General features: G+C 65.5%; 19 protein-coding genes. 6 read left to right on the top strand and 13 right to left on the bottom strand.

Annotation, left to right across the window (positions count from 1 at the left end; translation table 11 throughout):
• Positions 1 to 23: 23 nt before the first annotated feature.
• Positions 24 to 1,097, bottom strand: coding sequence for an aldose epimerase family protein (locus ACO05N_RS13875; protein ID WP_422057660.1), 1,074 nt, complete (start codon positions 1,095 to 1,097; stop codon positions 24 to 26).
• 124 nt (positions 1,098 to 1,221) lie between these two features.
• On the opposite strand from ACO05N_RS13875, the gene ACO05N_RS13870 reads away from it, so the two are divergent.
• Positions 1,222 to 2,253 carry a glycoside hydrolase family 43 protein gene (locus ACO05N_RS13870; protein WP_422057659.1) on the top strand — a complete coding sequence of 344 codons (1,032 nt, stop codon included), beginning with the start codon at positions 1,222 to 1,224 and terminating at the stop codon, positions 2,251 to 2,253.
• A 6-nt stretch (positions 2,254 to 2,259) separates the two neighbouring features.
• Here ACO05N_RS13870 and ACO05N_RS13865 read toward each other — a convergent pair whose 3' ends face one another.
• From ACO05N_RS13865 to dgoD, 4 genes are all read right to left on the bottom strand, one after another.
• Positions 2,260 to 3,645 carry a tryptophan 7-halogenase gene (locus ACO05N_RS13865; protein WP_422057658.1) on the bottom strand — a complete coding sequence of 462 codons (1,386 nt, stop codon included), beginning with the start codon at positions 3,643 to 3,645 and terminating at the stop codon, positions 2,260 to 2,262.
• Entirely contained in the window at positions 3,642 to 5,159 is a 1,518-nt protein-coding gene (locus tag ACO05N_RS13860; RefSeq protein WP_422057657.1) for a tryptophan halogenase family protein, read from the bottom strand. The genes ACO05N_RS13865 and ACO05N_RS13860 overlap by 4 nt, the downstream gene beginning before the upstream one ends.
• A gap of 72 nt (positions 5,160 to 5,231) precedes the next feature.
• On the bottom strand, positions 5,232 to 7,982 hold the full coding sequence (locus ACO05N_RS13855) for a TonB-dependent receptor (RefSeq protein ID WP_422057656.1): 2,751 nt from the start codon (positions 7,980 to 7,982) through the stop codon (positions 5,232 to 5,234).
• A gap of 138 nt (positions 7,983 to 8,120) precedes the next feature.
• The gene (gene dgoD, locus ACO05N_RS13850) at positions 8,121 to 9,257 is read right to left on the bottom strand and encodes a galactonate dehydratase (protein ID WP_422057655.1); all 1,137 of its coding nucleotides are present in this window, start codon (positions 9,255 to 9,257) and stop codon (positions 8,121 to 8,123) included.
• Positions 9,258 to 9,335: 78 nt separating this feature from the next.
• On the opposite strand from dgoD, the gene ACO05N_RS13845 reads away from it, so the two are divergent.
• The 4 genes from ACO05N_RS13845 to ACO05N_RS13830 all read left to right on the top strand — a co-directional run bounded on the left by ACO05N_RS13845 (position 9,336) and on the right by ACO05N_RS13830 (position 12,621).
• The gene (locus ACO05N_RS13845; protein WP_422057654.1) at positions 9,336 to 10,256 is read left to right on the top strand and encodes a 2-dehydro-3-deoxygalactonokinase; all 921 of its coding nucleotides are present in this window, start codon (positions 9,336 to 9,338) and stop codon (positions 10,254 to 10,256) included.
• Positions 10,253 to 10,888, top strand: coding sequence for a 2-dehydro-3-deoxy-6-phosphogalactonate aldolase (locus ACO05N_RS13840; RefSeq protein WP_422057653.1), 636 nt, complete (start codon positions 10,253 to 10,255; stop codon positions 10,886 to 10,888). Before ACO05N_RS13845 ends, ACO05N_RS13840 begins: the two co-directional genes overlap by 4 nt.
• Position 10,889: 1 nt before the next feature.
• Positions 10,890 to 11,807 carry a Gfo/Idh/MocA family protein gene (locus ACO05N_RS13835; protein ID WP_422057652.1) on the top strand — a complete coding sequence of 306 codons (918 nt, stop codon included), beginning with the start codon at positions 10,890 to 10,892 and terminating at the stop codon, positions 11,805 to 11,807.
• 85 nt (positions 11,808 to 11,892) lie between these two features.
• Positions 11,893 to 12,621 carry a FadR/GntR family transcriptional regulator gene (locus tag ACO05N_RS13830; RefSeq protein ID WP_422057651.1) on the top strand — a complete coding sequence of 243 codons (729 nt, stop codon included), beginning with the start codon at positions 11,893 to 11,895 and terminating at the stop codon, positions 12,619 to 12,621.
• On the opposite strand, the gene ACO05N_RS13825 is transcribed toward ACO05N_RS13830, so the two are convergent.
• Genes ACO05N_RS13825 through ACO05N_RS13810 form a run of 4 tightly spaced genes read right to left on the bottom strand, consistent with a single transcriptional unit; the run spans position 12,575 to position 16,746 of the window.
• Entirely contained in the window at positions 12,575 to 13,933 is a 1,359-nt protein-coding gene (locus ACO05N_RS13825) for an ABC transporter substrate-binding protein (protein ID WP_422057650.1), read from the bottom strand. The two genes, ACO05N_RS13830 and ACO05N_RS13825, sit on opposite strands and share 47 nt — an antisense overlap.
• Positions 13,930 to 14,784, bottom strand: a complete 855-nt coding sequence (locus ACO05N_RS13820; protein WP_422057649.1) for a carbohydrate ABC transporter permease — start codon at positions 14,782 to 14,784, stop codon at positions 13,930 to 13,932. The genes ACO05N_RS13825 and ACO05N_RS13820 overlap by 4 nt, the downstream gene beginning before the upstream one ends.
• A complete protein-coding gene (locus tag ACO05N_RS13815) occupies positions 14,774 to 15,652 on the bottom strand; it encodes a carbohydrate ABC transporter permease (protein WP_422057648.1) in 879 nt (292 codons plus the stop codon). The genes ACO05N_RS13820 and ACO05N_RS13815 overlap by 11 nt, the downstream gene beginning before the upstream one ends.
• Positions 15,649 to 16,746: an ABC transporter ATP-binding protein gene (locus ACO05N_RS13810; protein ID WP_422057647.1), complete on the bottom strand. Its 1,098-nt coding sequence runs from the start codon at positions 16,744 to 16,746 to the stop codon at positions 15,649 to 15,651. Before ACO05N_RS13810 ends, ACO05N_RS13815 begins: the two co-directional genes overlap by 4 nt.
• 181 nt (positions 16,747 to 16,927) lie before the next feature.
• On the opposite strand from ACO05N_RS13810, the gene ACO05N_RS13805 reads away from it, so the two are divergent.
• Positions 16,928 to 18,319, top strand: a complete 1,392-nt coding sequence (locus tag ACO05N_RS13805) for a family 43 glycosylhydrolase (RefSeq protein ID WP_422057646.1) — start codon at positions 16,928 to 16,930, stop codon at positions 18,317 to 18,319.
• Here ACO05N_RS13805 and ACO05N_RS13800 read toward each other — a convergent pair.
• The 4 genes from ACO05N_RS13800 to ACO05N_RS13785 form a co-directional block, all read right to left on the bottom strand.
• Entirely contained in the window at positions 18,316 to 19,380 is a 1,065-nt protein-coding gene (locus ACO05N_RS13800) for a glycoside hydrolase family 43 protein (RefSeq protein WP_422057645.1), read from the bottom strand. The genes ACO05N_RS13805 and ACO05N_RS13800 overlap by 4 nt on opposite strands.
• Positions 19,381 to 19,422: 42 nt before the next feature.
• Positions 19,423 to 20,298, bottom strand: a complete 876-nt coding sequence (locus tag ACO05N_RS13795; RefSeq protein ID WP_422057644.1) for an SMP-30/gluconolactonase/LRE family protein — start codon at positions 20,296 to 20,298, stop codon at positions 19,423 to 19,425.
• A 92-nt stretch (positions 20,299 to 20,390) separates the two neighbouring features.
• On the bottom strand, positions 20,391 to 21,569 hold the full coding sequence (locus ACO05N_RS13790; RefSeq protein WP_422057643.1) for a vWA domain-containing protein: 1,179 nt from the start codon (positions 21,567 to 21,569) through the stop codon (positions 20,391 to 20,393).
• A gap of 131 nt (positions 21,570 to 21,700) precedes the next feature.
• Positions 21,701 to 22,279 carry a CHAP domain-containing protein gene (locus tag ACO05N_RS13785; RefSeq protein WP_422057642.1) on the bottom strand — a complete coding sequence of 193 codons (579 nt, stop codon included), beginning with the start codon at positions 22,277 to 22,279 and terminating at the stop codon, positions 21,701 to 21,703.
• Between the last annotated feature and the right edge of the window lie 57 nt (positions 22,280 to 22,336).

Raw genomic sequence — 22,336 nt, 5'->3', positions numbered from 1 at the left:
TCGATCCTGTCGTGATATTGGTTTCAGGCGGGCTGGATGCCGAAGCGCCATGCGATCTGGTTGCGATAGACATGGCCCGGCTCCAGCCGCACCGATCCGAACTCCGGGCGATTGACGGTGTCGGGGAATTGCTGGGGCTCGAGCGCGATGGCGTCACCCATTCGCAGCATGTGCCCGCTTTTGTTGACCGAGCTCCCGTCGAGGAAATTGCCCGAATAGAATTGCACGCCGGGCTGGGTTGAATGGATCTCCATCGCCCGGCCCGAGACTGGGTCGAGGACGTGTGCCATCAGCCGCAGCGCATCGGCAACGTCATGCGCGACGACCCAGTTGTGATCATAGCCGCGCCCGATGCGCAGCTGCGCCTCGCCCGCATCACGGACGCGTGCAGCGATCGGCATCGGCGCGCGGAAGTCGAAGGGGGTGCCTGCCACAGGGCGCAGCTCGCCGGTCGGGATCGCGGTGGCGTCGGTGGGCAGGTAATGGTCGGCGGGAATGGTAAGGATGTGGTCGAGCGCGCTCCTGCCGCTGCCTTCGCCGGCGAGGTTCCAATAGGCGTGGTTCGATAGCGCAACGACCGTGACCGCATCGCTCACCGCGCGATAATCGACATGCAGCGTATTGGCGGCGTCGATCGCGTAGCGGGCGGTGACGTTCAGCATGCCGGGATAGCCCTGATCGCCGTCCGGGCTGACATGGCCCAGCGTCACCGACGCGGCGCCGTCGGTGTCCAGCGCGAGCACGCTCCAGTTCGCCTTGTCGAACCCCTGATCGCCACCGTGCAGCGAGTTGGGGCCGTTGTTGGTCGGCACGCGATATTCGGAGCCCTCAAGGATAAAGCGCCCACCCGCGACCCGGTTGGCAAGGCGACCCACGGTCGATCCCATGAACTGCGGCTGATCGACATATTCGGCGAGTGTCGCATGGCCGATCGCCACGTCGTCGAGGCGTCCGTCGCGGTCGGGGACCTTAACCGCGTGGATCGACGCGCCATAGGTCAGGATCGTCGCCTCGATCGCGCCGTTGCTCAATCGGATCAGCTCGACTCGCTCGCCGTTCAGCATGCCGAAATCGGCGCGGTCCACAGTGAAATTCATGCTCGGCTCCCGACCGCGATAAACGGTCTTTCCTGTTGGACTGATTTATATGATAAAAGGCTGGAAAGGTCGAGTGGGCGATTTGACCCGACCGGCCGGGATGATGGAGCCAAGGGAGTTAGGCATGGCAAAATACGGGTTTCTCGCACTGTTGGCGCTGACCTGCACGGCGTTTGCACCGGTCAAGGATGACGCGCCCTTCGCACCGGTGCTGGAGGAGGATTTCGCGGACCCGTTCGTGATGCTGCACGACGGCACATTCTATGCCTATGCGACCAATCCTCCGGGCAATGTCGCGAATGTGCAGATGGCGACCTCGACCAATCTGGCCGACTGGGCGCTGGTCAAGACAGGTGGCAAGATTCACGATGCCATGCCCACGCTGCCGGTGTGGGCGCGTGAAGGCTTTACCTGGGCCCCAGAGGTGCTGCGCGTACCCAATGGCTTTGTGATCTATATCACCGCGCGCGAGAAGGAGAGTGGGCTGCAATGCGTTGGCGCAGCCTTTGCCAGCGATCCGCGCGGGCCGTTCGTGTCGAAGGAAACCGAGCCGATGGTGTGCCAGCGCGATCTGGGCGGCACGATCGACGCCGCGCCGTTCCGCGACACCGATGGCAAGCTGTACCTTTATTACAAGAATGACGGCAACAATCCGAAGTTCGGCAAGCCGACCGACATCTACGCACAGCGGATGAGCGCCGACGGGTTGAAGCTGGAAGGCCCCGCCGTGGCGCTGCTGCGCAACGACAAGCCGTGGGAGGCGCATGTCATCGAAGCGCCGACGATGGTGAAGACCCCGACCGGCTACGCGATGTTCTATTCATCGAACCATTATGGCTGGGAGACGCATCAGCGCCTCTCGCCCTATGCGATGGGCTGGGCGAAGTGCGACGGGCCGATGGGACCGTGCACCGATTCGCCCAAGAACCCGATCCTCTACAGCTACAACAACCGCGAAGCGGGATGCCTGAGCGGGCCGGGTCATCAGAGCATCGTCACCGTCGGCGCACGGCAGTTCGTGACCTTCCACGCCTGGGCCGCGACGCCCGGGTGTCGCAAGTTGGACAACAAGCGCTACCTCTATGTCGCGCCGTTGTTGTGGAAGGACGGCGAGCCTGCGGTCGGCGTCAGCATCCGGCCGACTGCAAAGAAGTGATTGCGCTCAGCCCGCCCGCAACCGCGCAAGCAGTTGCGGGTAGGGCGGCACGCGCTCCGTCGCCTGCGCGAGACGGACGGCGAGCGCGTCCATCGCGTGTGCTGCGCGCGCCGGGTCGACCGAGGCGCTGAGCGGGTCGATTGCAGCCGGCGTCAGGCCGAGGCCGATCAGCGACGCGAGCCATGCATCGACCTCAAATGCTTCGCCCTCGAACGGGGGGAGGCGGCCGCGGCGTTTGAACTGCTCAAGCGTGCGGGCCAGGCTTTCGGGAAACGGGGCGGTCATATGCCCGACATCCAGATGGTGGAGCGCGTGAAAGTCGCGCATCCGGGTCGAAACCGCCCCGCTGCGGCGGTTATACTCGGCGATCTCGACCTGTCCTAAGCCGCGTCCCGGCAACAGGTCCAGCGCCAGCAGGATCGCGCCTTGTGCAAGGTGAAGCGCGGTGCCGAACAGGGGATCGATCGCCGTCGCCGCATCGCCGATTGCGAGGACGTTGCCGGTCCATGGCGTCGTGCGGCCAAAGCGCACCGGGACGCCGCCGGTGTCGTCCCCAAGTTCGATTACCCGCGTTCGGCCTGCGTGCGGCGACTGCCAACGCCAGCCGCTGTCGGACCGTTCGGCATGATCGAGCGGGCGGACGACGTCGTCCGGCACGTCGCGCACTGCCATCGTGCGCCCGGGAAGCCACTGCTCCCACGATTCGAACGCATTGCCGCCAGGGGAACGCAGCACCGCCTGCGGTCCCGAGCAGTCGAGGTAAAGGTCAACGATGACGCGGCTATCATCGGCGGTCTGTACGGCAGTGATCGAGCCATCCTCGCCGCGCTCGACCGACGCGAAAGGCGCGTGGCGTGGCAGCGGGGCGGTCAGTGCATCGAGGTGCGCGCGATAGCGAGGCGGATCGATGCGCAGCGCGTAGAGGAAGCCGCCCAGCGGGGAGGCAGGGTCGGGGCTGGGGTGGACGAACTTCCCCGCCGCGCCGAGCAACGCGGCCGCGCCGTAACGCCAATAGGGTTCAGCCTCTTCCGCCTGAAACGCGCGATGCCATAGCGTGTGGAACGGGATGTCCCCGGCCTTGAGCCCGTGCTCGCCGAACCCATGCACCCAATGCTGCCGCTCTTGCGGCCAGTTGGTGAAGCGCGCGCCGAGCAGGTGCGTCGCGATGCCCGCACGGATCAGCTTCCGCTCGTCGAGCCCGATCGCGGCGTGGAAGCGGTGGATGCTCGGCCAGGTCGCGCACTGGATTTCCGCCACTGCTGCGGGGCCGGGGTCGGCGGGCACGATCGTCACCGCGACGTGGGGCAGGGCGCGGGCGAACGCGGCCGCAGCCGAAAGGCCGACGATCCCGTTACCGACCACGCAGACTGAACGGATCGCGCGCAAGCTCATGCGATCCGCCCCAACGCTGCGTCGTGGCTCGGCATGGCGCGCACCGTCGCGGCGACCTGTGTGTGCAGCTGATCCAGCGCAGCGCCGAGCTGTGCCGGGTCGATCGCATCGACGCGCTGGTCCCAATGCCGCGGAATGATTCCCTGACCGAGATAGACGGCGAGCCAGCTGGGCTCGAAGAACAGCCCCTGCGTATAGTGCGCGACGCGGCCGGTTTCGCGGAACAGCTCCATCTTCTCCGCCAGGCTGTCGGGGATACGCATCGTCCGCATGTCGTTCCAGAACGGCGAATCATCGCGCGTCGTCGCGTGATAGTGGAGGATCAGGAAGTCGCGGATCCGGTCGTATTCAAGGTCCACCATGCGATTGAATTCGTCGCGATCGGCATCGGCAATGCGCCCGTCGATCGGGAACAGTGCGATCAGCTGCTCGACCGCGCCCTGCGCCAGATAGATGCTGGTGGATTCGAGCGGCTCGAGAAACCCCGAGGCGAGGCCGACCGACACGACGTTGCGATCCCAGCTGCGTGCGCGGCGCCCGGCGCGGAAACGCAGGATGCGCGGGTCGGCGAGCGGCGGATTTTCGAGCGCGGAAACGAGGGCGGCGCTGGCCGCATCCTCATCAAGATGCGCGGAAGAGAAGACGTAGCCATTGCCGATCCGGTGCCGCAACGGAATGCGCCAGCGCCAGCCCGCCGACATGGCGGTGGCGCGGGTGTACGGCTCGATCGGCCCTTCCGGGGAGGGGCAGGGGGCGGCGACCGCGCGGTCGCAGGGGAGCCAGCGCGACCAATCCTCCCACGCCGAACCGATCGCTCCGCCGATCAGCAGCGCGCGAAAACCCGAGCAATCGACGAACAGGTCGCCCTCGACCCGCTCGCCGCTGGCAAGGGTCAGCGCGGATACGTCGCCCGAAAGCGGGTCGAGCGACACATCGACGACGCGGCCTTCGGTCCGTTCGACCCCGCGCGCGACGGCATAGTCGCGCAGATAGGGGGCGAACAAAGTCGCGTCGAACTGATAGGCATAGCCATAGCTGGAGCGCAGCGACGCCGCGTCGTTGGTCGGCGGGGCGAACCGGCCCTGGGCAGCCATTTCGTTGCAGACCGAATAGTCGAACAGCGAACCCTCGCGACCCCGCGCGCGCATCCGCAGCCAATAGTGATGGAACGGCACGCCGTTCAGCGGTCGGCCGAAATTGCCGAACGGGTGGAGATAGGCGTCCCCGATCCGGCCGAAGTCGCGGAATTCGATGCCGAGCTTATAGGTCGCCTGCGTCACGGCCATGAACTCTGCCTCGTCGATCCCGAGCATCGAGACGAACGCGCGCAGATGGGGCAGGGTAGCCTCGCCCACCCCGACGATGCCGATATCCTCCGACTCGATCAGGCGCACGCTGCAGGCATGGGGCAGACGGCGGATCAGCCCCGCCGCCGCCATCCACCCGGCGGTGCCGCCGCCGACGATCACGACGCGGGTGCGCGGCAGTTCGTCGCGGGGGGCTTCGCTGCTCATCCCATGATCCTCAAACGACAGGAGCCGAAGAGCAAGGCTCTCCGGCTCCCATGTTCATCCCGATTGCCCCGATCAGAAGCGGAAGCGAATGCCCACGGTGAGGGTGGATTCTTCGTAGCGGACGACGCGCGGATAGGTAGCCGTGAACGCGCCCGCCACGGGCAGGGCATTGCCGACCGTGTTGGTCCGCGTCAGCGTCGAGCTGAACGGATCACCCAGGATGTTGGTCCAGTCGCCGAACAGCGTCACCGCGGGCATCAGATCATAGCTGACCGACAGATCAAGCCGCTGAACCGGATCGGCTTCTTCGGTGTAGAGGTGGTCGCCGCGGCGCTGATAGGTGAGCGGGAACGCGCTGCGCCAGTTGTACGCCAGCCGCGCATAGAGGCCGTTGGCTTCGTAGAAGACAGCTGCGTTGGCCGACCAGTCCGACACGAACAGGAGTTCGCGGTTGACCGTGCGGATCAACGGCGATCCATCCGGGTTCAGGCCGTCGTCATAGTTGAAGTCCGACCGGGCATCGAGGTTCGTGACGTTCCCCTGCAGGCCGAACTGCGGCAGGCCGACGAAATCGAGGAAGGTCGAACCCTGGATTTCGAAACCGCGGATGCGGCCGTTTCCTGCATTGACCGGAGAGTTCAGGCGCAGCGGGGTGCCGTCCGGCAGCGTGCCGGTAAAGGTATTCCCCTCGATGAAGCCCTTCATATCGCGGTGGAAGACGCTGACCGACACAAAGCCGTTGCGCGAGAAGTAATATTCGAGCGCGGCGTCATAGTTGCGCGAGGTCAGCGGGTTCAGGAACGGGTTGCCGCCATTGCCGGTGCGGTAGCATCCCGCCGGGATCGGGGTCAGTTCCAAGCAACCGTTGGTGTTCGGCCGATCAAGCGTTCCAGAGGCGCGAAGGTCGATGAAGTTCGGCCGCGTCTGGGTCTCGGTGACGGCGAACCGCGCCTGGATCTGCGGTGTGAAGCGAATGCGCGCGTTGAAGTTGGGCAACCAGGCTTCGAACCGGCGCTCGACCACGGTCGGGGTCTGCACGCCCGGGCCGCCGCCCGCCGGGAGCACGAAGCGCGTGCCGGACAGGTCCAGATCGCTCCGCGTGTATCGCAGGCCGATGGTGCCATCGATGCTGGCTTCGCCGCCCAGCGGGATTTCGTAGCGCACTTGGCCATAAGCGGCGAAATGCTTCTCGTTCGCGTCCCAGGTCTGCTGCGGATCGGCCGCAGGCGCGCCGGTCAGCCCCGGCTGATTGAAGTCCCGCAACTGCGCCAGATTCTCTCGAATGCTGTCATAGGTCGGCGAGAGCCAAGTCACGATCCCCGGTTGGGGATCGGCGCCGCGGAAGCCGGGATCGAACAGCTCATAGGTCAGCGGTACGGCCGAGAATGGACGGCGGTCACCCTCGCGATCGAAATAGCGATTGCCGTATTCGCGACGGGCGTCGCGGTCGGTATAGCGGACGCCGGCTTCGAACGCCTTCACCCACGGCATTTGGGTTTCGTAGACGATATCGACGCGGGCCTGCCAGTCCTTGCCTTTGGCCTGCTGCGCTTCCTCGTAGAAGCCGCGATAGATATAATTTGCCGGATTGCTCGCGTCGAAGCCGGGGATCGAGAAGACCGCGCCGCCATCGCCTCCGTCGGCGTTGGTATCGAACACGATCGTCTGCGGAGCGGCAAAGGCATAGTCGACGCTCGCGGTCGATCCGGTGAAGGTCGAGTCGGTCCGTGCGACGTCCGCGGTGATCTTCAGGCTGCCCGTCTCGAAGCTGCCACCGACCGCAAACTGGTAGGTGTCGGTCGTGTTGTAGGTGCCGCCCTGATAACCCTGCACGCGGCGCGGGTTGGTGACCGTTGCGCTCTTGAGAAGGTCGGGCCGATCGGGAACGGTCACCGCGTTCGAGAAGCCCGAGCCACCCCACAGCGCCGCTTCCATCTCACGCGACGACAACTTGTTGCGGAAGCCCTGGTAGAGACCCTCGGCGTAGAATTCGAGGCCCGGCGAGGGACGCCACTGGATCGCGCCGTTGACCGAGGGACGTTCGCGATCCCCCTCGTCATATGTCACGCGCTGGATGTCCGGAAACTGCGTGCCGTTCGGACCTCCGCCGGCAACGAAGTCAGTGTTCGAGCGGGTCGAATCCCGATAATGCATGCTGGTATAGGACAGGCCGAGCAGCGCGCCGATTTCGCCCCCGCCGACATCCCAGCGGTCGGAGACCATGATGTTGCCGTTCGGGTTATAATCGCGCGCCTGATAGGTGTAGGTCAGCCAGGCCGAGCCAGCGACATGGAAGTCGGCAAAGTCGAACGGACGGCGCGAGCGCACGTTGATCAGGCCGGCAAGGCCCGGTTCGACCAGATTGGCGGTCGAGGTCTTGAACACCTCGATCGCGCCGATGGCGCCCGAGGGAAAGTCCTGCAGCGCGACCGAGCGGGTTTCGGCGGTGAAGATTTCGCGGCCGTTATAGGTGGTGACGAAATCGGGGAGACCGCGCACGAGGACGCGTCCGGCTTCACCGCCGCTGCGCTCGACCTGCACGCCCGGGATGCGGGCGGCGGTGTCGGACACCGCGATGTCGGGGAGCTTGCCGATATCCTCGGCGACGATCGCGTCGACGATCTGGGTCGAGTTGCGGCGGATATTCTGCTGCGACTCGAGCGACTGGCGGTAGCCGCTAATGACGATCTCGTCGCCTTCTGCGGCTGGTGTCTGCTGTGCTTCGGCCGTCGGCGTTCCGCCATCCTGAGCCCATGCGGGCGCGGCAACCAGAGCGATCGCTGCCGCAGAGCCGGAACAGCGGATCAAAGTTCTTAAACGCATCGATATCCTCCCCTTCGATGATTCACAGCATGCCGGACGCTTCGTGAGCGACTCTTCTTATGGTCGCTATAGAAGTGCGCTCCCGCCGCTGACAAGCTAATTATAAGATTTATCAGATACTGCTGTCATGGTCAGAATTCACCACTCGGCGAAGCTGCCGTCTTCCTGTCGCCAGATCGGGTTGCGCCAGCGGAATTTCTCGGCATGCGCCTTGCGCACCGCGGCCTCGTCGATTTCAACGCCGAGGCCGGGGCCGGTCGGTATGGGCAGGAAACCGTCTACGGGCGAGAGCACGTCAGGATTGGCGCAGAAATGCAGCAGGTCGTGGCCGGCATTATAGTGGATGCCGAGCGACATCTCCTGCAGCACGACGTTGGGCGTGCATCCGGCGAGCTGCAGACACGCCGCGAGCGCCAGCGGGCCGAGCGGACAATGCGGGGCAACCGCGACGTCATAAGCCTCGGCCATCGCGGCGATCCGGCGGCATTCGCTCAACCCGCCGGCATGGCTGAGGTCGGGCTGGATGATATCAACCGCGCCGCTGGCCAGAAACGGCTTGAAGTCCCACCGCGAATAGAGCCGCTCGCCAAGCGCAATCGGGATGCTGACCTGGCTCGAGATCTGGGCGAGAACCTCGGGATTTTCTGACAGGATCGGTTCTTCGATGAAGAGCAGACCGAGCGGTTCGAGTTGCTTCGCAAGTTGCTTGGCCATCGCGCGGTGCGCGCGTCCGTGAAAGTCGAGGCCGACGTCCATACCCGCCGCTTGCGCGGCAAGGACGCGTTCAACCACGTCGTCGAACCGGGGCGCGGTGAGATAGTCGAGTTCGGAGGTCGCGTTCATCTTGACCGCCGAGAAGCCCTGCGCCTTGCGCGCCGCAGCCGCTTCACCGACATCGTCAGGGCGGTCGCCGCCGATCCAGGCATAGGCCCGCACCTTATCGCGGACCTGCCCACCCATCATTTCCCACGCGGGAAGGCCGTAATGGCGCCCTTTGAGATCCCATAGCGCCTGATCGAGACCGGCCAGGGCGGACATCAGGACCGCCCCGCCGCGATAGAAGCCGCCGCGATAGGCGACCTGCCAGACATCCTCGATCCGCCGGGGGTCGCTGCCGATGAAGCGATCCCGCAGCGATTCGAATGCGCCATCGACCGCTTCGCTATGCCCCTCCAGGCTTGCTTCGCCCCAGCCGAAACAGCCATCTTCCGCCTCCACGCGGACGAACAGCCAACGGGGCGGAACGTGAAACGTTTCGATACGCGCAATCTTCATGGTCACCTCAAAACCCCACCCGGGCATTAAACCTATTTATCCGATAAATTGTATCTAGCAAGGCCGGGCCGTGCCTGTATGATCGGAAGCGATGGAACCGAGACGCAAAGCGAGCCGGCAATGAGCTGGCGTGAGGGGTATATTGCGGTCGATTGGGGATCGACCAATCGCCGGGCCTACTCGGTCGACGCCGATGGCCAGCTGGTCGCGAAGATCGAGGATGCCAAAGGGGTTCTTACGGTCGGGGCGGGCGGATTTGAACGCGCCGCCGCCGAGATCCGGGAAGCGCTGGGCGATCGCGCGATGCTGATCGCGGGGATGGCGGGATCGAACCGTGGCTGGCGCGAGGCCCCCTATGTCGATTGCCCGGCCGATGCCCAGGCGCTCTCGCAGGCGATCTGCTGGGTCGAAGCCGGCCGGGTCGGCATCGTGCCGGGCGTGTGTCAGCGCGGTGCGAGCGCCGATGTCATGCGGGGCGAGGAGGTGCAGGCGCTGGGCGCGGTTGCAGCCGGGCTGGTCCCGGAGGACGGGCTGATCTGCCACCCGGGCACGCACGCCAAATGGATCGCGATGCGCGACGGGCGGATCGACGCGTTCCGCACGATGATGACGGGCGAGGTGTTTGCGATGTTGCGCGACCATTCGATCCTGGCGGCGCAAATCGGCGGGAAAGTCAGCGCCGACGACTCCTTTGCGGCGGGCGTTGCCGATGCGCTTGGCGGCGCGGATCTGCTCGCATCGCTGTTCGGCATCCGGGCGCGGCACTTGCTGGGGGGCGGGCGGAACGACGCGCGCTATGCCAGCGGTTTGCTGATCGGCAACGACGTGCGGACCGCCTTGCCGGGGCGGGCAGCGGGCGGGACCGTCGCACTGGTCGGCGCGCCTGCGCTCTGCGCGCTCTATTCCGCCGCCCTCGGTCAGATGGGGACGGTCGGCCATGTCATCGATGGCGAGGCGGCATTTCTGGCCGGCATTCGTCGTATCACGGAGTTTCTATGACGGGTTCGCTTGATGCCTTCACCACCCACTTCGCCGGCTGTCCGCTGATCGCGATCATGCGCGGAATCACGCCGGATGAAGTCGACGCAGTCGGAGATGCGCTGGTCGAGGCTGGCATCCGCATTATCGAGGTTCCGCTGAACTCACCCGACCCGCTGGTAAGCATCGAGCGGCTCGCCCGTCGTCTGGGCGACGCGGCGCTGATCGGCGCAGGCACCGTGCTGCGTGTCGATCAGGTGACGCAGGTCGCGAATGCGGGTGGACGGATCATCGTATCCCCCTGCGTCAATCCGCATGTCATTGCGGCAACCGCTGCGGCAGGATTGGTCTCGGCGCCGGGCTATTTCACCCCGACCGAAGCGTTTGCAGCGCTTGAGGCAGGCGCGCATGTGCTCAAGCTGTTTCCTGCCGAAGCGGCATCGCCCACGGTGGTGAAGGCGCAGCGTGCGGTGCTTCCGCGCGACGTTCCGCTGGTCGTGGTCGGTGGGATCACGCCCGACACGATGGCCCCCTATGTCGCGGCTGGTGCCGCCGGCTTCGGTCTTGGCGGCGCGCTGTATCGTGCCGGGCAAACCAGCGCGGAGGTCGGCGTTCAGGCGCGCGCATTCGTCGCCGCGATCCGAGCGCGATGAGATGATCCGCGTCGCCATCATCGGGTTCGGCAAGATCGCTGCGGACCAGCATTTGCCCGCGATCGCAGCCGATCCGCGCTTCGAGCTTGTCGCGGTTGCCACGCCAGCCGGCGATCCGGGCGGCGGCGTGCCTTGGTACAGCGACGCTGCCGAGCTGCTGGCAGCAATGGACGGGGCGGCGGACGCAATCGCGATCTGCACGCCGCCCAGCGCTCGCCATGATCTTGCCCGCGACGCGCTGCTGGCCGGGTTCGATGTGTTGCTCGAAAAGCCACCCACAACGACGCTGGGCGAGCTCGACGCACTCGAAGCGCTGGCGCGGGAACGGGGCGGGGTACTCTACACAGCGTGGCATTCGCAATTCGCGCCAGCCGTTGCCCGGGCGGCGGCGCTGCTGGCGGATGCGGCGATCGACACGCTGCATATTTCGTGGCGCGAGGATGTGCGAAAATGGCATCCGGGTCAGCAATGGATCTGGAATGCCGGCGGGTTCGGGGTGTTCGATACCGGGATCAATGCGCTGTCGATCCTGTCGCAGATCGCGCCCATGCCGCTGCTGGTGCGCGCCGCAACCCTGTCCGTGCCGGAAAATCGGCAGGCGCCGATTGCGGCGACGATCGACTTCATTGGCGGGGACTGGCGCGCCGCGTTCGACTGGCGGTTCGATGCGGGCGAAGAGTGGACCATCCAGATCGCCACGCGTGACGGCCGCCGGATCGCCTTGCGCGACGGCGGTGCGCGCCTGACGCTCGATGGTGTGGACCAGCCGGTGGGGGATCACGGCGAGTATCCGCAGATTTACGACCGGTTCGCGACGCTGATCGGCGCGCGGGCATGCGCCGTCGACCGCGAGCCGCTGCGCATCGCTGCCGACGCTTTCATGGTTGCACGCCGCGAAAGCGTTGCAGCATTCGACTGACCCGCGTTACTAACGCCAATGATGCTCATGACTGCCATTGTTCGATCGGCGCGCCCGCGCCGCGCCCGAAACGGAGCCTGACCGCATGGAGGCTGACTCGCCGATGCTGAGCACCGCCGCGACCGGCGGGCGCAATCTGACCTATGGACTGCTCGATTCGCTTGGCCGCGCTATCGTCACCGGGCATTATGATGCGCGCGTGTTCCCGACCGAGGCGGATCTGGCCAAGCAGCATGGCGTCAGCCGATCGGTGACGCGCGAAGCCGTCAAGATGCTGACCGCCAAGGGGCTGCTTACCGCGCGCCCGCGCAAGGGCACGACGGTGCAGCGTCCGGCGCACTGGAACCTGTTCGATGCCGATGTGCTGCGCTGGCTGCTCGAGCGCACCTTCTCGCTCGAGTTGCTGCGCCAGTTCACCGAGCTACGCATCGCGATCGAGCCTGCTGCGGCGGAGCTTGCTGCCCGCGCCGCGGATGCCGCAGGCATTGCGCTGATCCAGGCGGGGTATCGCCGGATGGAGGCGGCCGAGGTTGGCGAGGACGATCCGTTAGAGGCCGATATCACCTTCCATGTGGCGATCCTCGCAGCGTCCGCGAACCCCTTTTACGCCCAGTTCCGCGACGTTGTCGAAACGGCGCTGCGCACGTCGATCCGCTTTACCAACCGCTTCAAGGGGCGCACCGCCAGCCTGCCGCAGCACCGCGAAGTGCTGAGCGCGATCGAGGCGCGCGATCCCGAAGCGGCACGCGCAGGAATGATCGCGCTGATTACGGACGTGATGACGCTGATCGACGAGGCGGGGAAGACGGGCTGACCACGGGAAGCTCGGCCAGCAACTCGTTCACACGACGCTCGCCGTCGGCCAGCGCCTGATCCACGGTCTTCTGCCCCGTGATCGCGGCGCCGACCTCTTCGCCGACCAGCCGTTCGATCGCCGACTGACGCTGGACATAGCCCGGCAGCGGATGGCCGATGGTCGCCAGCGGTGCGATCTCAGTGCGATGCGGCATCGCCTTGAACGCCGCCGATTCGATGACATTGCGCACGGCCGGAAGATGCCCGGTGCGCGCCCAGTCCAGGTTATGCGCGGTCATGAAGGCAAAGAACCGGGCGATCATCGCGCGTTGTGCCGGAGTCCGCTCGCGCTTGGGCACCACCCAGACATGGCCGCTTACGAACTCGGCATGTTTTCCCCACAGACGGGGATAGGGGTAGACCGCATAGTTTCCGTAGAGCGGACGGCCGTGCGTCATCGAGTCCTGATGGAACTGGTCGATCATCCAAGTGCCGGTCGGGTAAATGCCTCCCTCGCCGCTCAGGAACGCGGCGATTGCCGCCGGAGTGTCCTGATCGAGCGTGCCCAGCCCCTCTTGGGTCAGCGCCTTGAAATAATTGACGACGCGACGCGCTTCGGGCGTCTGCAGCCTGATGTGCAGCGGATCGGGAAAGATCACCGCGTCCTGCGCCATCAGATAGGTGTACAGCGTCCGCGTCTGGGCCGCCGTGTCGGCGACAAGGCTTTGCAGCAGATAGGGCTTACCGGTGCGCGCCTTGAACTGGCGGGCATGGGCGAGCAGTTCCTCGGCCGATTGCGGGAGGATCGGCTTGCCGTCGCGCATCAGCCCCGCCTGCGCGAACAGCTTGGTGTTGATGTGGTATAGGCCGCCATGCGTGTCCCAGGGCAGGCCGTAGAGCCGGTTGTCGACCGTCGCGGCCATGCGGCTGGCGTCGGTGAACTGGTCGGGCTTCAGCCCGGCCGCCTCCAGATAGGGTTCGACCGGTTCGAGCAGTCCGCGCGCGGCATAGTCGGAGATCACCCCGCCATGCATGCTGACGATGTCGGGCGGGTCGCCGGCGGCGAACTGCGCGCTCAGCTGCGGGTAGCCGGGCCAGGCGACGACGTTGCTGCTGACCGGCGCGCCCGCGTTCTCGGCGTTGAACTTGTTGATCATCGACGTGATGATACCGCATTCGCCCTTTGCCGCGGCGACGTCGGTCGCGGTGCCATAGGCCGCGCCGCATTCGCCGAAGAAACGCTGCAGATAGATTTTGCCTTCGTCCGCACCGCTGCTGCTGCCGCAGCCGGTGGCGAGGAGGGCGAGGCCGAGTGCCAGGGCGATCCTCATCGCGCCGTCCCCGCCATCGACTGGACGATGTGCTTCTGGAACAGGACATAGACGATGAAGATCGGCACTGACGCGAACACCGCCTGCGCCATCAGGAAGCCGAGGCCGCTGGTCTGGGCATAGTTCATCTGGGCCGAGGCGAGGCCGACGGTGAGCGTGTACATGTCGCTGCGCGTCGCCGAGATCAGCGGCCACCAATAGCTGTTCCAGCTGGCCAGGAAGGTGAACACGCCGAGCGTCGCCTGGGCGGGCAGGGTGAGCGGCAGGAGCACGCTCCAGAAGATGCGCAGCCGCGACGCGCCGTCGAGCATCGCCGCCTCATCCAGATCCCGCGGGATCGCACGAAAATACTGGGTCATGAAGAACACGCCAAAGGGTCCGGCCAATCCGGGCAGGATCAGCCCGGGATAGCTGTTGTGAAGATGGAGCGCGGCAAACAGCTGGTGCTGAGGCAGGATCACCGCCTGTTCCGGGATCGCCAGCCCAAGCAGGACGAAGACGAACAGCGTGCGGCGAAAGGGAAACTCCAGCCGCGCAAAGCCGTACCCGGCGAGGCTGCATAGCGCGAGCACGCCGATCGTGGTGCCGACTGACACGATCAGGCTGTTGAGCAGCCAGCGAAACACCTGATCCCCCGACAGGATCGCCCAGTAGTTTTCTAGCGTGTAGGGGAACTGCAGCGCCGCGCCGCTATTGCCGACCAGCGCCTGATTGGACTTGAGCGAGAGCAGGACCGTCCAGATCAACGGGGCCAGCATCACCGCCGCCGCGAGCAGCAGCGCGATCAGTGTCGCGGGTCGAACGCGACCTTCACCCGGACGGAATGCAAGAGTTGAACGATCAGCGGCCATTGCTTGTCTCCGCAGTCCGCATCGTGAACCAATATTGGGCAAGCGTCAGTGCGACGATCAGCAGGAACAGGACCTCTGCGGCCGCCGCGGCATAGCCCAGCTCCCAGCGCCAGAAGGCGGTTTCGAACATGAACAGTACCATGGTCCGCGTCGCACCGTTGGGGCCGCCCGCGGTGAGCAGCTGCGTCTGTCCGAACAATTGCAGCTGTGCGGCTGTTTGCAGCATCACCACCAGCACCAGCGTGCGGCGAAGTGAGGGCAGGGTGATGCGCCACAGGATCGTCCAGCGGCTCGCGCGGTCCAGTGCGGCGGCCTCATAGATGTCGCCCGGGATCTGCTGCAGCCCTGCGAGGAACAACATCATCGGCAGCCCGAGCGACCACCAGATCGTAGTGATCGCGAGCGCCCACAGCGCCAGCGTCGGATCGCTCAAAAAGGGCAGTGGCGGCGTGCCCAGGGCCTGCGCCACTTCACCGAGCAAGCCGGCGTCCGGAGCAAGTACGAAGCGCCAGATCAGGGTCACGATCGTCACCGACAGCACCGACGAGGAAAAGAAGATGCCGCGAAACACCGCTGCGTCACGCGTCGGACGGTTCAGCGCGAGCGCGAGCATCAATGCGAGCACGGTCAGGATCGGGACGATCATCGCCGCGAGCAGCAGCGTTTGAACAATCGCGGCGTGGAAGATCGGATCGCCCGCGAGCCTCACATAGTTGTCGAAGCCGACGAAACTGCCCCCGCCGAACAGATCGACGCGCTTCATGCTCAGCCCGATTCCCGCGAATAAGGGGTAGATCAGGATGAGCAGGTAGATGAGCAGGAACGGCGCGACGAAGCCGAAGCTGGCGAGACGATCACCGCGCCTCATGCCGCGGAGTCCGCAACCTGCGCGTGGTGGCCGTTGCCGTTGCAATCGAACAGATGTGCCGCCGTGCTATCGATGTGGAGTCGCACCCGGTCGCCCAGCTTGACGGCACTGAGCCCCACATCTTCGGCGGTAATCTCCTGCCCGTCGCTCAGCTTGGCATAAACGAGCGTGCGATCGCCAAGCCGCTCCACCAGCAGCACTTCGGCATCGCACGCGCCTTCGCCCGCCGCTGCGACGCGGACATGTTCGGGGCGCAGGCCGAGTTCGACCGGACCGGAGGGCAGGGCGGCGCGATCGATCCGGGTCGTTACCTCGGTCCCGTCGCCGAGACGCACCCGCGCATAGCCGTCAGTCGGCACCAGCGAGGCGGGAAGCAAGGTCATTGCGGGCGAGCCGACGAAGCGCGCGACGAAGCTGTTGGCCGGACGGGTATAGATGTCCATCGGCGCACCGATCTGCTGGATCCGGCGGTCGTTCATCACGACGATCCGGTCGGCCAGCGTCATCGCCTCGGCCTGGTCGTGCGTCACCATGATGATCGCCGCGTCGACGCGGCGCCGCAGCTGGGCAAGCTCGACCCGGGTGCGCGTGCGCAGTGCGGCGTCGAGGTTCGAGAGCGGTTCGTCGAACAGGAACAGCTTGGGATGCTTGACGATCGCGCGGCCGATCGCGACGCGCTGGCGCTGGCCGCCCGACATTTGCGCCGGCTTCTTGTCGAGCTGGCTCTCGATCTCCAGCACCGCTGCCGCCTGCGCGATGCGGGCGTCGATCTCGGCCTGCGGAACCCGCGCGTTGCGCAGGCCGAACGCCATATTCTCCCGCACCGTCATGTGCGGGTAAAGCGCATAGGCCTGGAACACCATTGCCACGTCACGCGCGCCAGGATGCAGCTGATCGATGCGCTTCCCCTCGAGAACCACCTCACCCGCGTCAGCGGTTTCGAGACCGGCGATGATGCGGAGCAGGGTGGACTTGCCGCTGCCCGATGGCCCGAGAAACGCGATGAATTCGCGCTCGTTCATGCTCAACGATACGTCGTCGAGCACCGGCGTTTCCCCATAGGCTTTCCGGACGTTACGAAGCTCAAGGCTCACTGCGGCATCCCATATTATCTTATTTATCGCACTTTTTAACGAAAGCGGGCCGGGCGTCAATCCATGCGGATGCGTAGGAAGGTTGCAACATGCCCCATCGGGCTTCCTGAAACCACTCTCGCATTTATCTTATAAATGTGGTTTAGCGCGTTCGAACCGCTTTTGGGATCCGAAACCGACCATGACCATCCAGTTCGAAGCCATCGCCGCAGTCCAAGCGCCGCACAGCCAGATCACCGTCCGCCGCGGCGATGCCGAACGCACCTACCAACTCGCCTCGGGTGAGCACCCCGCCTACGTCGATTTCTTCAACCGGGTCGCGGACGATTTCGGCTCGCGGCGACCCCATGTGCTAAGCGGCCCCGCGCCCAGCGACCTGCCCGCACCGAATTGGCAGCCGCTGCTGACCGAGAACGCCGACCCGCGAATCACGTGCGGTTATGGCGATCCCGCAGTGCTAAAAACCGATCAGGGTTACGTTCTTGTCGCGACCTCCAACGATGCGCCCGACGCGTTTCCGATCCTGCAGTCGAACGATCTTCAGACCTGGACGCACAAGGGCTTCGTCTTCCAAGAGGGCGAGGCGCCGGAATGGACCGCGCATGGCCGGCATGTCGGCGACTTCTGGGCCCCGGAAATGGCGCGGGTCGGCGACGAATATTGGCTCGTCTATACCGCGCGCCAGAAATCGAATGCGCTCGCTATCGGGCTGGCCAAGAGCGACAGCCCGTTTGGGCCTTGGAGCGATCTGGGTCACCCGCTGGTCACCGCGCATGCGGTCAACACGACCGGTATCGCTGCCGATCCCGCCCAGCCAGTGATGAGCGGCGGGGTGATCGATTCGCACATCTTCATCGACGACGATGGCGAGCGCTATCTGTTGTGGAAGCGTGACACCAACGGCGTGTGGCCACGCCCGCTCGCCGGCCTGTTCCGCCAGCGGCCCGACCTCATCGATCAGGTCTTCTCGACCGAGGCCGATCGCCGCACCGCCTCGCTCGCCGCCGCGCTTCAGCCATGGGCGAACTCACAGCGGCCAATGGAACGCTTTTTCCTGATGCAGCCGCTGATCGAGGCAGTGCTGGACAATTGGCAGCAGGTGAAGGCCGCGCTGGCGGACATCCCGGAGGCCGAGGCAATCCTAGAGGCGATGAGCACGCCGATCTACGCACAGCGGCTGACCGAAACCGGCGAGCGGGTGGGCGAAGAGCATCTGGTGCTGACCAATGACCTCGACTGGGAAGGGCATCTGATCGAGGGGCCGTGGGTCACCAAGCAGCAGGGCCGGTATTGGATGTTCTATGCCGGCAATGACTTCGGCACGCCGGCCTATGGCATCGGTGTCGCGGTCGCCGACCATATTTTCGGCCCCTACGTCAAACAGGGCGATCCGCTGCTCAAGTCGACAACGACCTGGTGGGCGCCAGGCCATGCATCGGTCGCGCCGGGGCTGGACGGAGAGCCGCAGCTGTTCTTCCACGCCTTCTTCCCCGGCACCGGCGGTTACAATGAGTTCCGCGCGCTGCTGACCACGCGGCTCCGCTTCGGGCCGGATGGGGTGACGACCGGCTAGGGGCGGACTGAGGGCGCTGGTTGCGCACCGGTTGACGGACCGTCGCCCGCGATGCGCGGCCACCCATCCTGCCATTCGATACGGTCAAGCAGCATGATGCGGCGCGTGTTGATGTCGTCGCCCGGCTTGGCGCGCGGGCGCTTCGCGTCGACCGCGTGGTACAGCATCCAGTGATTGCCGCGCGCGTCGGCGATCACCGCCTTATGCCCCGGCGCAACCCAGTGGTCACGCTGGGCGAGGATGACGCTGGCGGGTGCCCCGGTCGCATCGCGCAGCGTTTCGAACGGCCCGGTTGCGCTGCGCGACCGTGCGACCATGACCGCATAATGCGCCTTGGGGCCGCAGCAATTGTCGCCCGAATAGAAGAGGTAGTACCAACCCTCGCGCCGCAGCACCCAGGCGCCCTCTATCAGGCGCTGGTAGTTTCCGGGATCGTCGGTCTTGTCGACCTCCACCAGCGGCATCGCGGCGCTTCCCGGCGCGAAGGAGATGCGGTCCGGGGCGAGTTCGCGCACCTTGATCGGGCCGAACCCTGAGCCCCAATAGAGCAGCTTCTTGCCGGTTGCCGGATCGTCGAATGCCATCGGGTCGATATTGACGAAGCCCTCACCACATTCGAGCGGGCGGCCGCTGTCGGAGAACGGCCCCTCGGGGCGGTCCGCTACGGCCACCGCCAGGCACAGGCCGCGCGTGGTGTCCTTCAGTGCGGCGTCCGGCTTGGCGGAGTAATAGAGATAATAGCGGCCATCATGTTGCGCGACGTGCGGCGCCCAGAAATCCTGTGTCGCGCTCGCCCAGCCGGGCTTTTGCGGAAGCGCGTCGCCGAGATGCTCCCAGCGCACCAGATCGCGCGAGCAGGCGACCTGGATATTGTGCATCCGCCCGGGTTCGCCGCCCTGCGTCGCGTAGACATAGTAATAGCCGTCGGGGGCGAGCAGTGCGGCCGGATCGGCGAACTCGCGGTCGAATACCGGGTTGGCATAGGTCGCCGCCGTTTCGCGCGGGGCGGTGGCGCAGCCCGACAGGACGAGCAGCGCGGCGAGCAGGGATCGGGTTCGCATCGCACCAGTGTAGCGCACCGGCTCCCGCGATGACAGCGCCGGCTAGCCCGCAAAGCGTTGAGGGGACAGGCCTTTGACGCCGGGGTCGACCTCGAACAGGCAACCGCCATGCGGCTCGTCGATGCCATCGGCGGCGGAGGTGATGAACATCCGCTCGAACGAGTCCCCGGCAAAAGTCATGCTGGTGATCTGGCTGGCGGGCACGTGGATTGCGCGCTCGACCTTGCCCTGCGGATCGAACCGGCTGACCCGCGACCCGCCCCAATGCGCGATCCACAGCCCGCCTTCTGCATCGAAGGTCATGCCGTCGGGATGGCCCCAGTCGGGCTCGAACTGTAGCCAAAGTTCGCGCGGGCCGAGCGTCGCGCCATCGAGCGGGAAGCGGTAGATCTGGCCCAGCACGGTATTGGTGTGGAACAGCCACCGACCGTCGGGGCTGATCGCAGGGCCGTTCGCGACGTGATAGCCTGCATCCACCCGCGTGATCGATCGATCGGCTTCGATGCGGTAGAAGGACCCGGTCGGGACATCGCACGTCACCGGCATCGTCCCGGCCCAGATCCGCCCATCACGATCCGCCTTGGCATCGTTCATCCGGTTGATCGCGGGTTCGTCGGCGGGAAGATCCACCAGCGCTTCGATCGACACCGGCACCGGCGATGCGGGGTCGAGGACCACCGCCTTCACACCGCTGCGGAACCCGGTGACCAGACCCGGTGCGTCGCGCCGTTCGATCACCCAGCCGACCATCTCGGGCATCGCCCAGCTCGCCACCGCACCGTCGGCGAGCGAAAGGCGATTGATCCGCTGCTCGATGATATCGACCCAATAGACCGAACCGTCCTGCGCCGCGAGCGGTCCTTCGCCCAGCTGGTCGCGGCGGCCGCGTTCTATGATATGGTATGCATTGACGGTCATGGCTGGCCCTGTGCTGCGCGAACGCTGTGCCTATACGCAGGGGTTGGGAGCGGCGGAAGTCCGCACGATCAATCGACATGTCGGTCCCGCAGTCACGTCTTTCGGCTCAACTCCCGCATCGCATCGTCCAGCCCCGCCAGCGTCAGTGGGTACATGCGGTCGTTCATCAACTCCCGAATGATGCGAACCGACTGCGAATAGCCCCATTGCTCTTCGGGGATCGGGTTGAGCCACACTGTCGCGGGATAGGTATTCGTGACGCGCTGCATCCACGCGGCGCCGGCTTCCTCGTTGAAATGCTCGACCGATCCGCCCGGATGGCTGATTTCATAAGGCGACATCGATGCGTCGCCGACGAAGATCACCTTATAATCGTGCCCGAATTTGTGCAGCACGTCCCAGGTCGGGGTGCGCTCCTGAAAGCGGCGGCGATTATCCTTCCAAACGCCTTCGTACAGGCAGTTATGGAAGTAGAAGAATTCGAGATTCTTGAACTCGGCGGTCGCGGCGCTGAACAGTTCCTCGCACAGCTTCACCCACGGGTCCATCGATCCGCCGACGTCGAGGAACAGCAGCAATTTGACCGCATTGTGCCGCTCGGGCCGCATGCGGATGTCGAGCCAGCCCTGCCGCGCGGTGCCGTCGATCGTCCCCTCGATATCCAGCTCGTCCGCCGCGCCTTCGCGGGCAAAGCGGCGCAGGCGGCGCATCGCAACCTTGATGTTGCGGGTGCCCAGTTCGCGCGTCGAGTCGAGGTTCTTGAACTCGCGGCCTTCCCAGACCTTCAGCGCGCGCTTGTGGACGCTCTCGCCGCCGATGCGCACGCCTTCGGGATTATATCCCGAATTGCCATAGGGGGAGGTGCCGCCGGTCCCGACCCATTTGTTACCGCCCTGATGGCGTTCATGCTGTTCCTCGAGCCGTTTCTTGAGCGTCTCCATAATCTCTTCCCACGAGCCGAGCGACTTGATCGCCTCCATCTCCTCGGGGGTCAGATATTTCTCGGCGATCGCCTTGAGCCAGTCCTCCGGTATCTCTGCGGTCTGGACGCCATAGGTCGAGGCGATGCCCTTGAACACCTTGGCGAAGACCTGGTCGAAGCGGTCGAGCAGCCCTTCGTCCTTCACGAAGGTCGCGCGGGCGAGATAGTAAAAGGCTTCGGGCGTGCGATCGATCACGTCGCGGTCGAGCGCTTCGAGGAGCACGAGATGCTCCTTCATGCTGGCGGGAATGCCTGCGGCGCGGAGCTCGTCGACGAAGGAGAAGAACATAGGACGAGTGTGGCGAGAGTCGCCGCGCCGGTCCAGATACTTCGTCGCCCCGGACTTGATCCGGGGCCGGGCTGCCTTTCACCCGGTCACGAAGAAGCCCTGTCCCGGGTCAAGCCCGGGACGACGATAGGTCAGCGCGCGTAGGCGTCGATCAGCGACCCGACATAGTCGGGGCGTTCGCCGGTGAGTTCGGGGGCGGGGCGAGCCTTTGCGACCTTCGCACCGCTGACCGGGCGGCCATAGATGAAGCCATGGACCGGGTAGCTGCGACCGCCGAGGCCGGTATTGTCGCGATACCAGACCTTCACCTGGGTCCAGTCGCCGTCGCGGGAAACGTCGAACAAGGTGACGTCCTGCTCCACCTGGCCGCGCTTGCCGCCGATGCGCGACCAGTTGGCGTGGGTGACCATGATCGTGCGCGGCTCGATCACCCGGCTGACGACAGCGACATGGCCGAGTTGCAGCGATTCCGATTTGGCGAAGGCGACGACCGCACCGACCTCGGGCGTCTGGCCGCGCTGATATTTGCTCGCGGCCTGGCTCCACCAGGTCCAGGCATCGCCCCAGATCTGGATGCCCGACGCGGCGCGCGCAAACGGCACGCATTCGCCGACATAGTTGAGGATCGATGCCGAAGCGGGCGCCGCGACCAGTGCCGCGGCGCCAAGGATCGACAGCGTGATCCGGCGGGGGGTCCGGTTCGACTGCATGGGGGCAGGATAGCAGCGCCGCGCTTCCGAATGGTTCGCGGGTGGGGTTAAGGGCGC

Origin of the sequence: Sphingomonas sp., assembly GCF_965227385.1 — a bacterium.
Taxonomy (GTDB): domain Bacteria; phylum Pseudomonadota; class Alphaproteobacteria; order Sphingomonadales; family Sphingomonadaceae; genus Sphingomonas.
The sequence above is the reverse complement of the archived record's forward strand: the minus strand, read 5'-3'. Positions and strand labels throughout refer to the sequence as shown.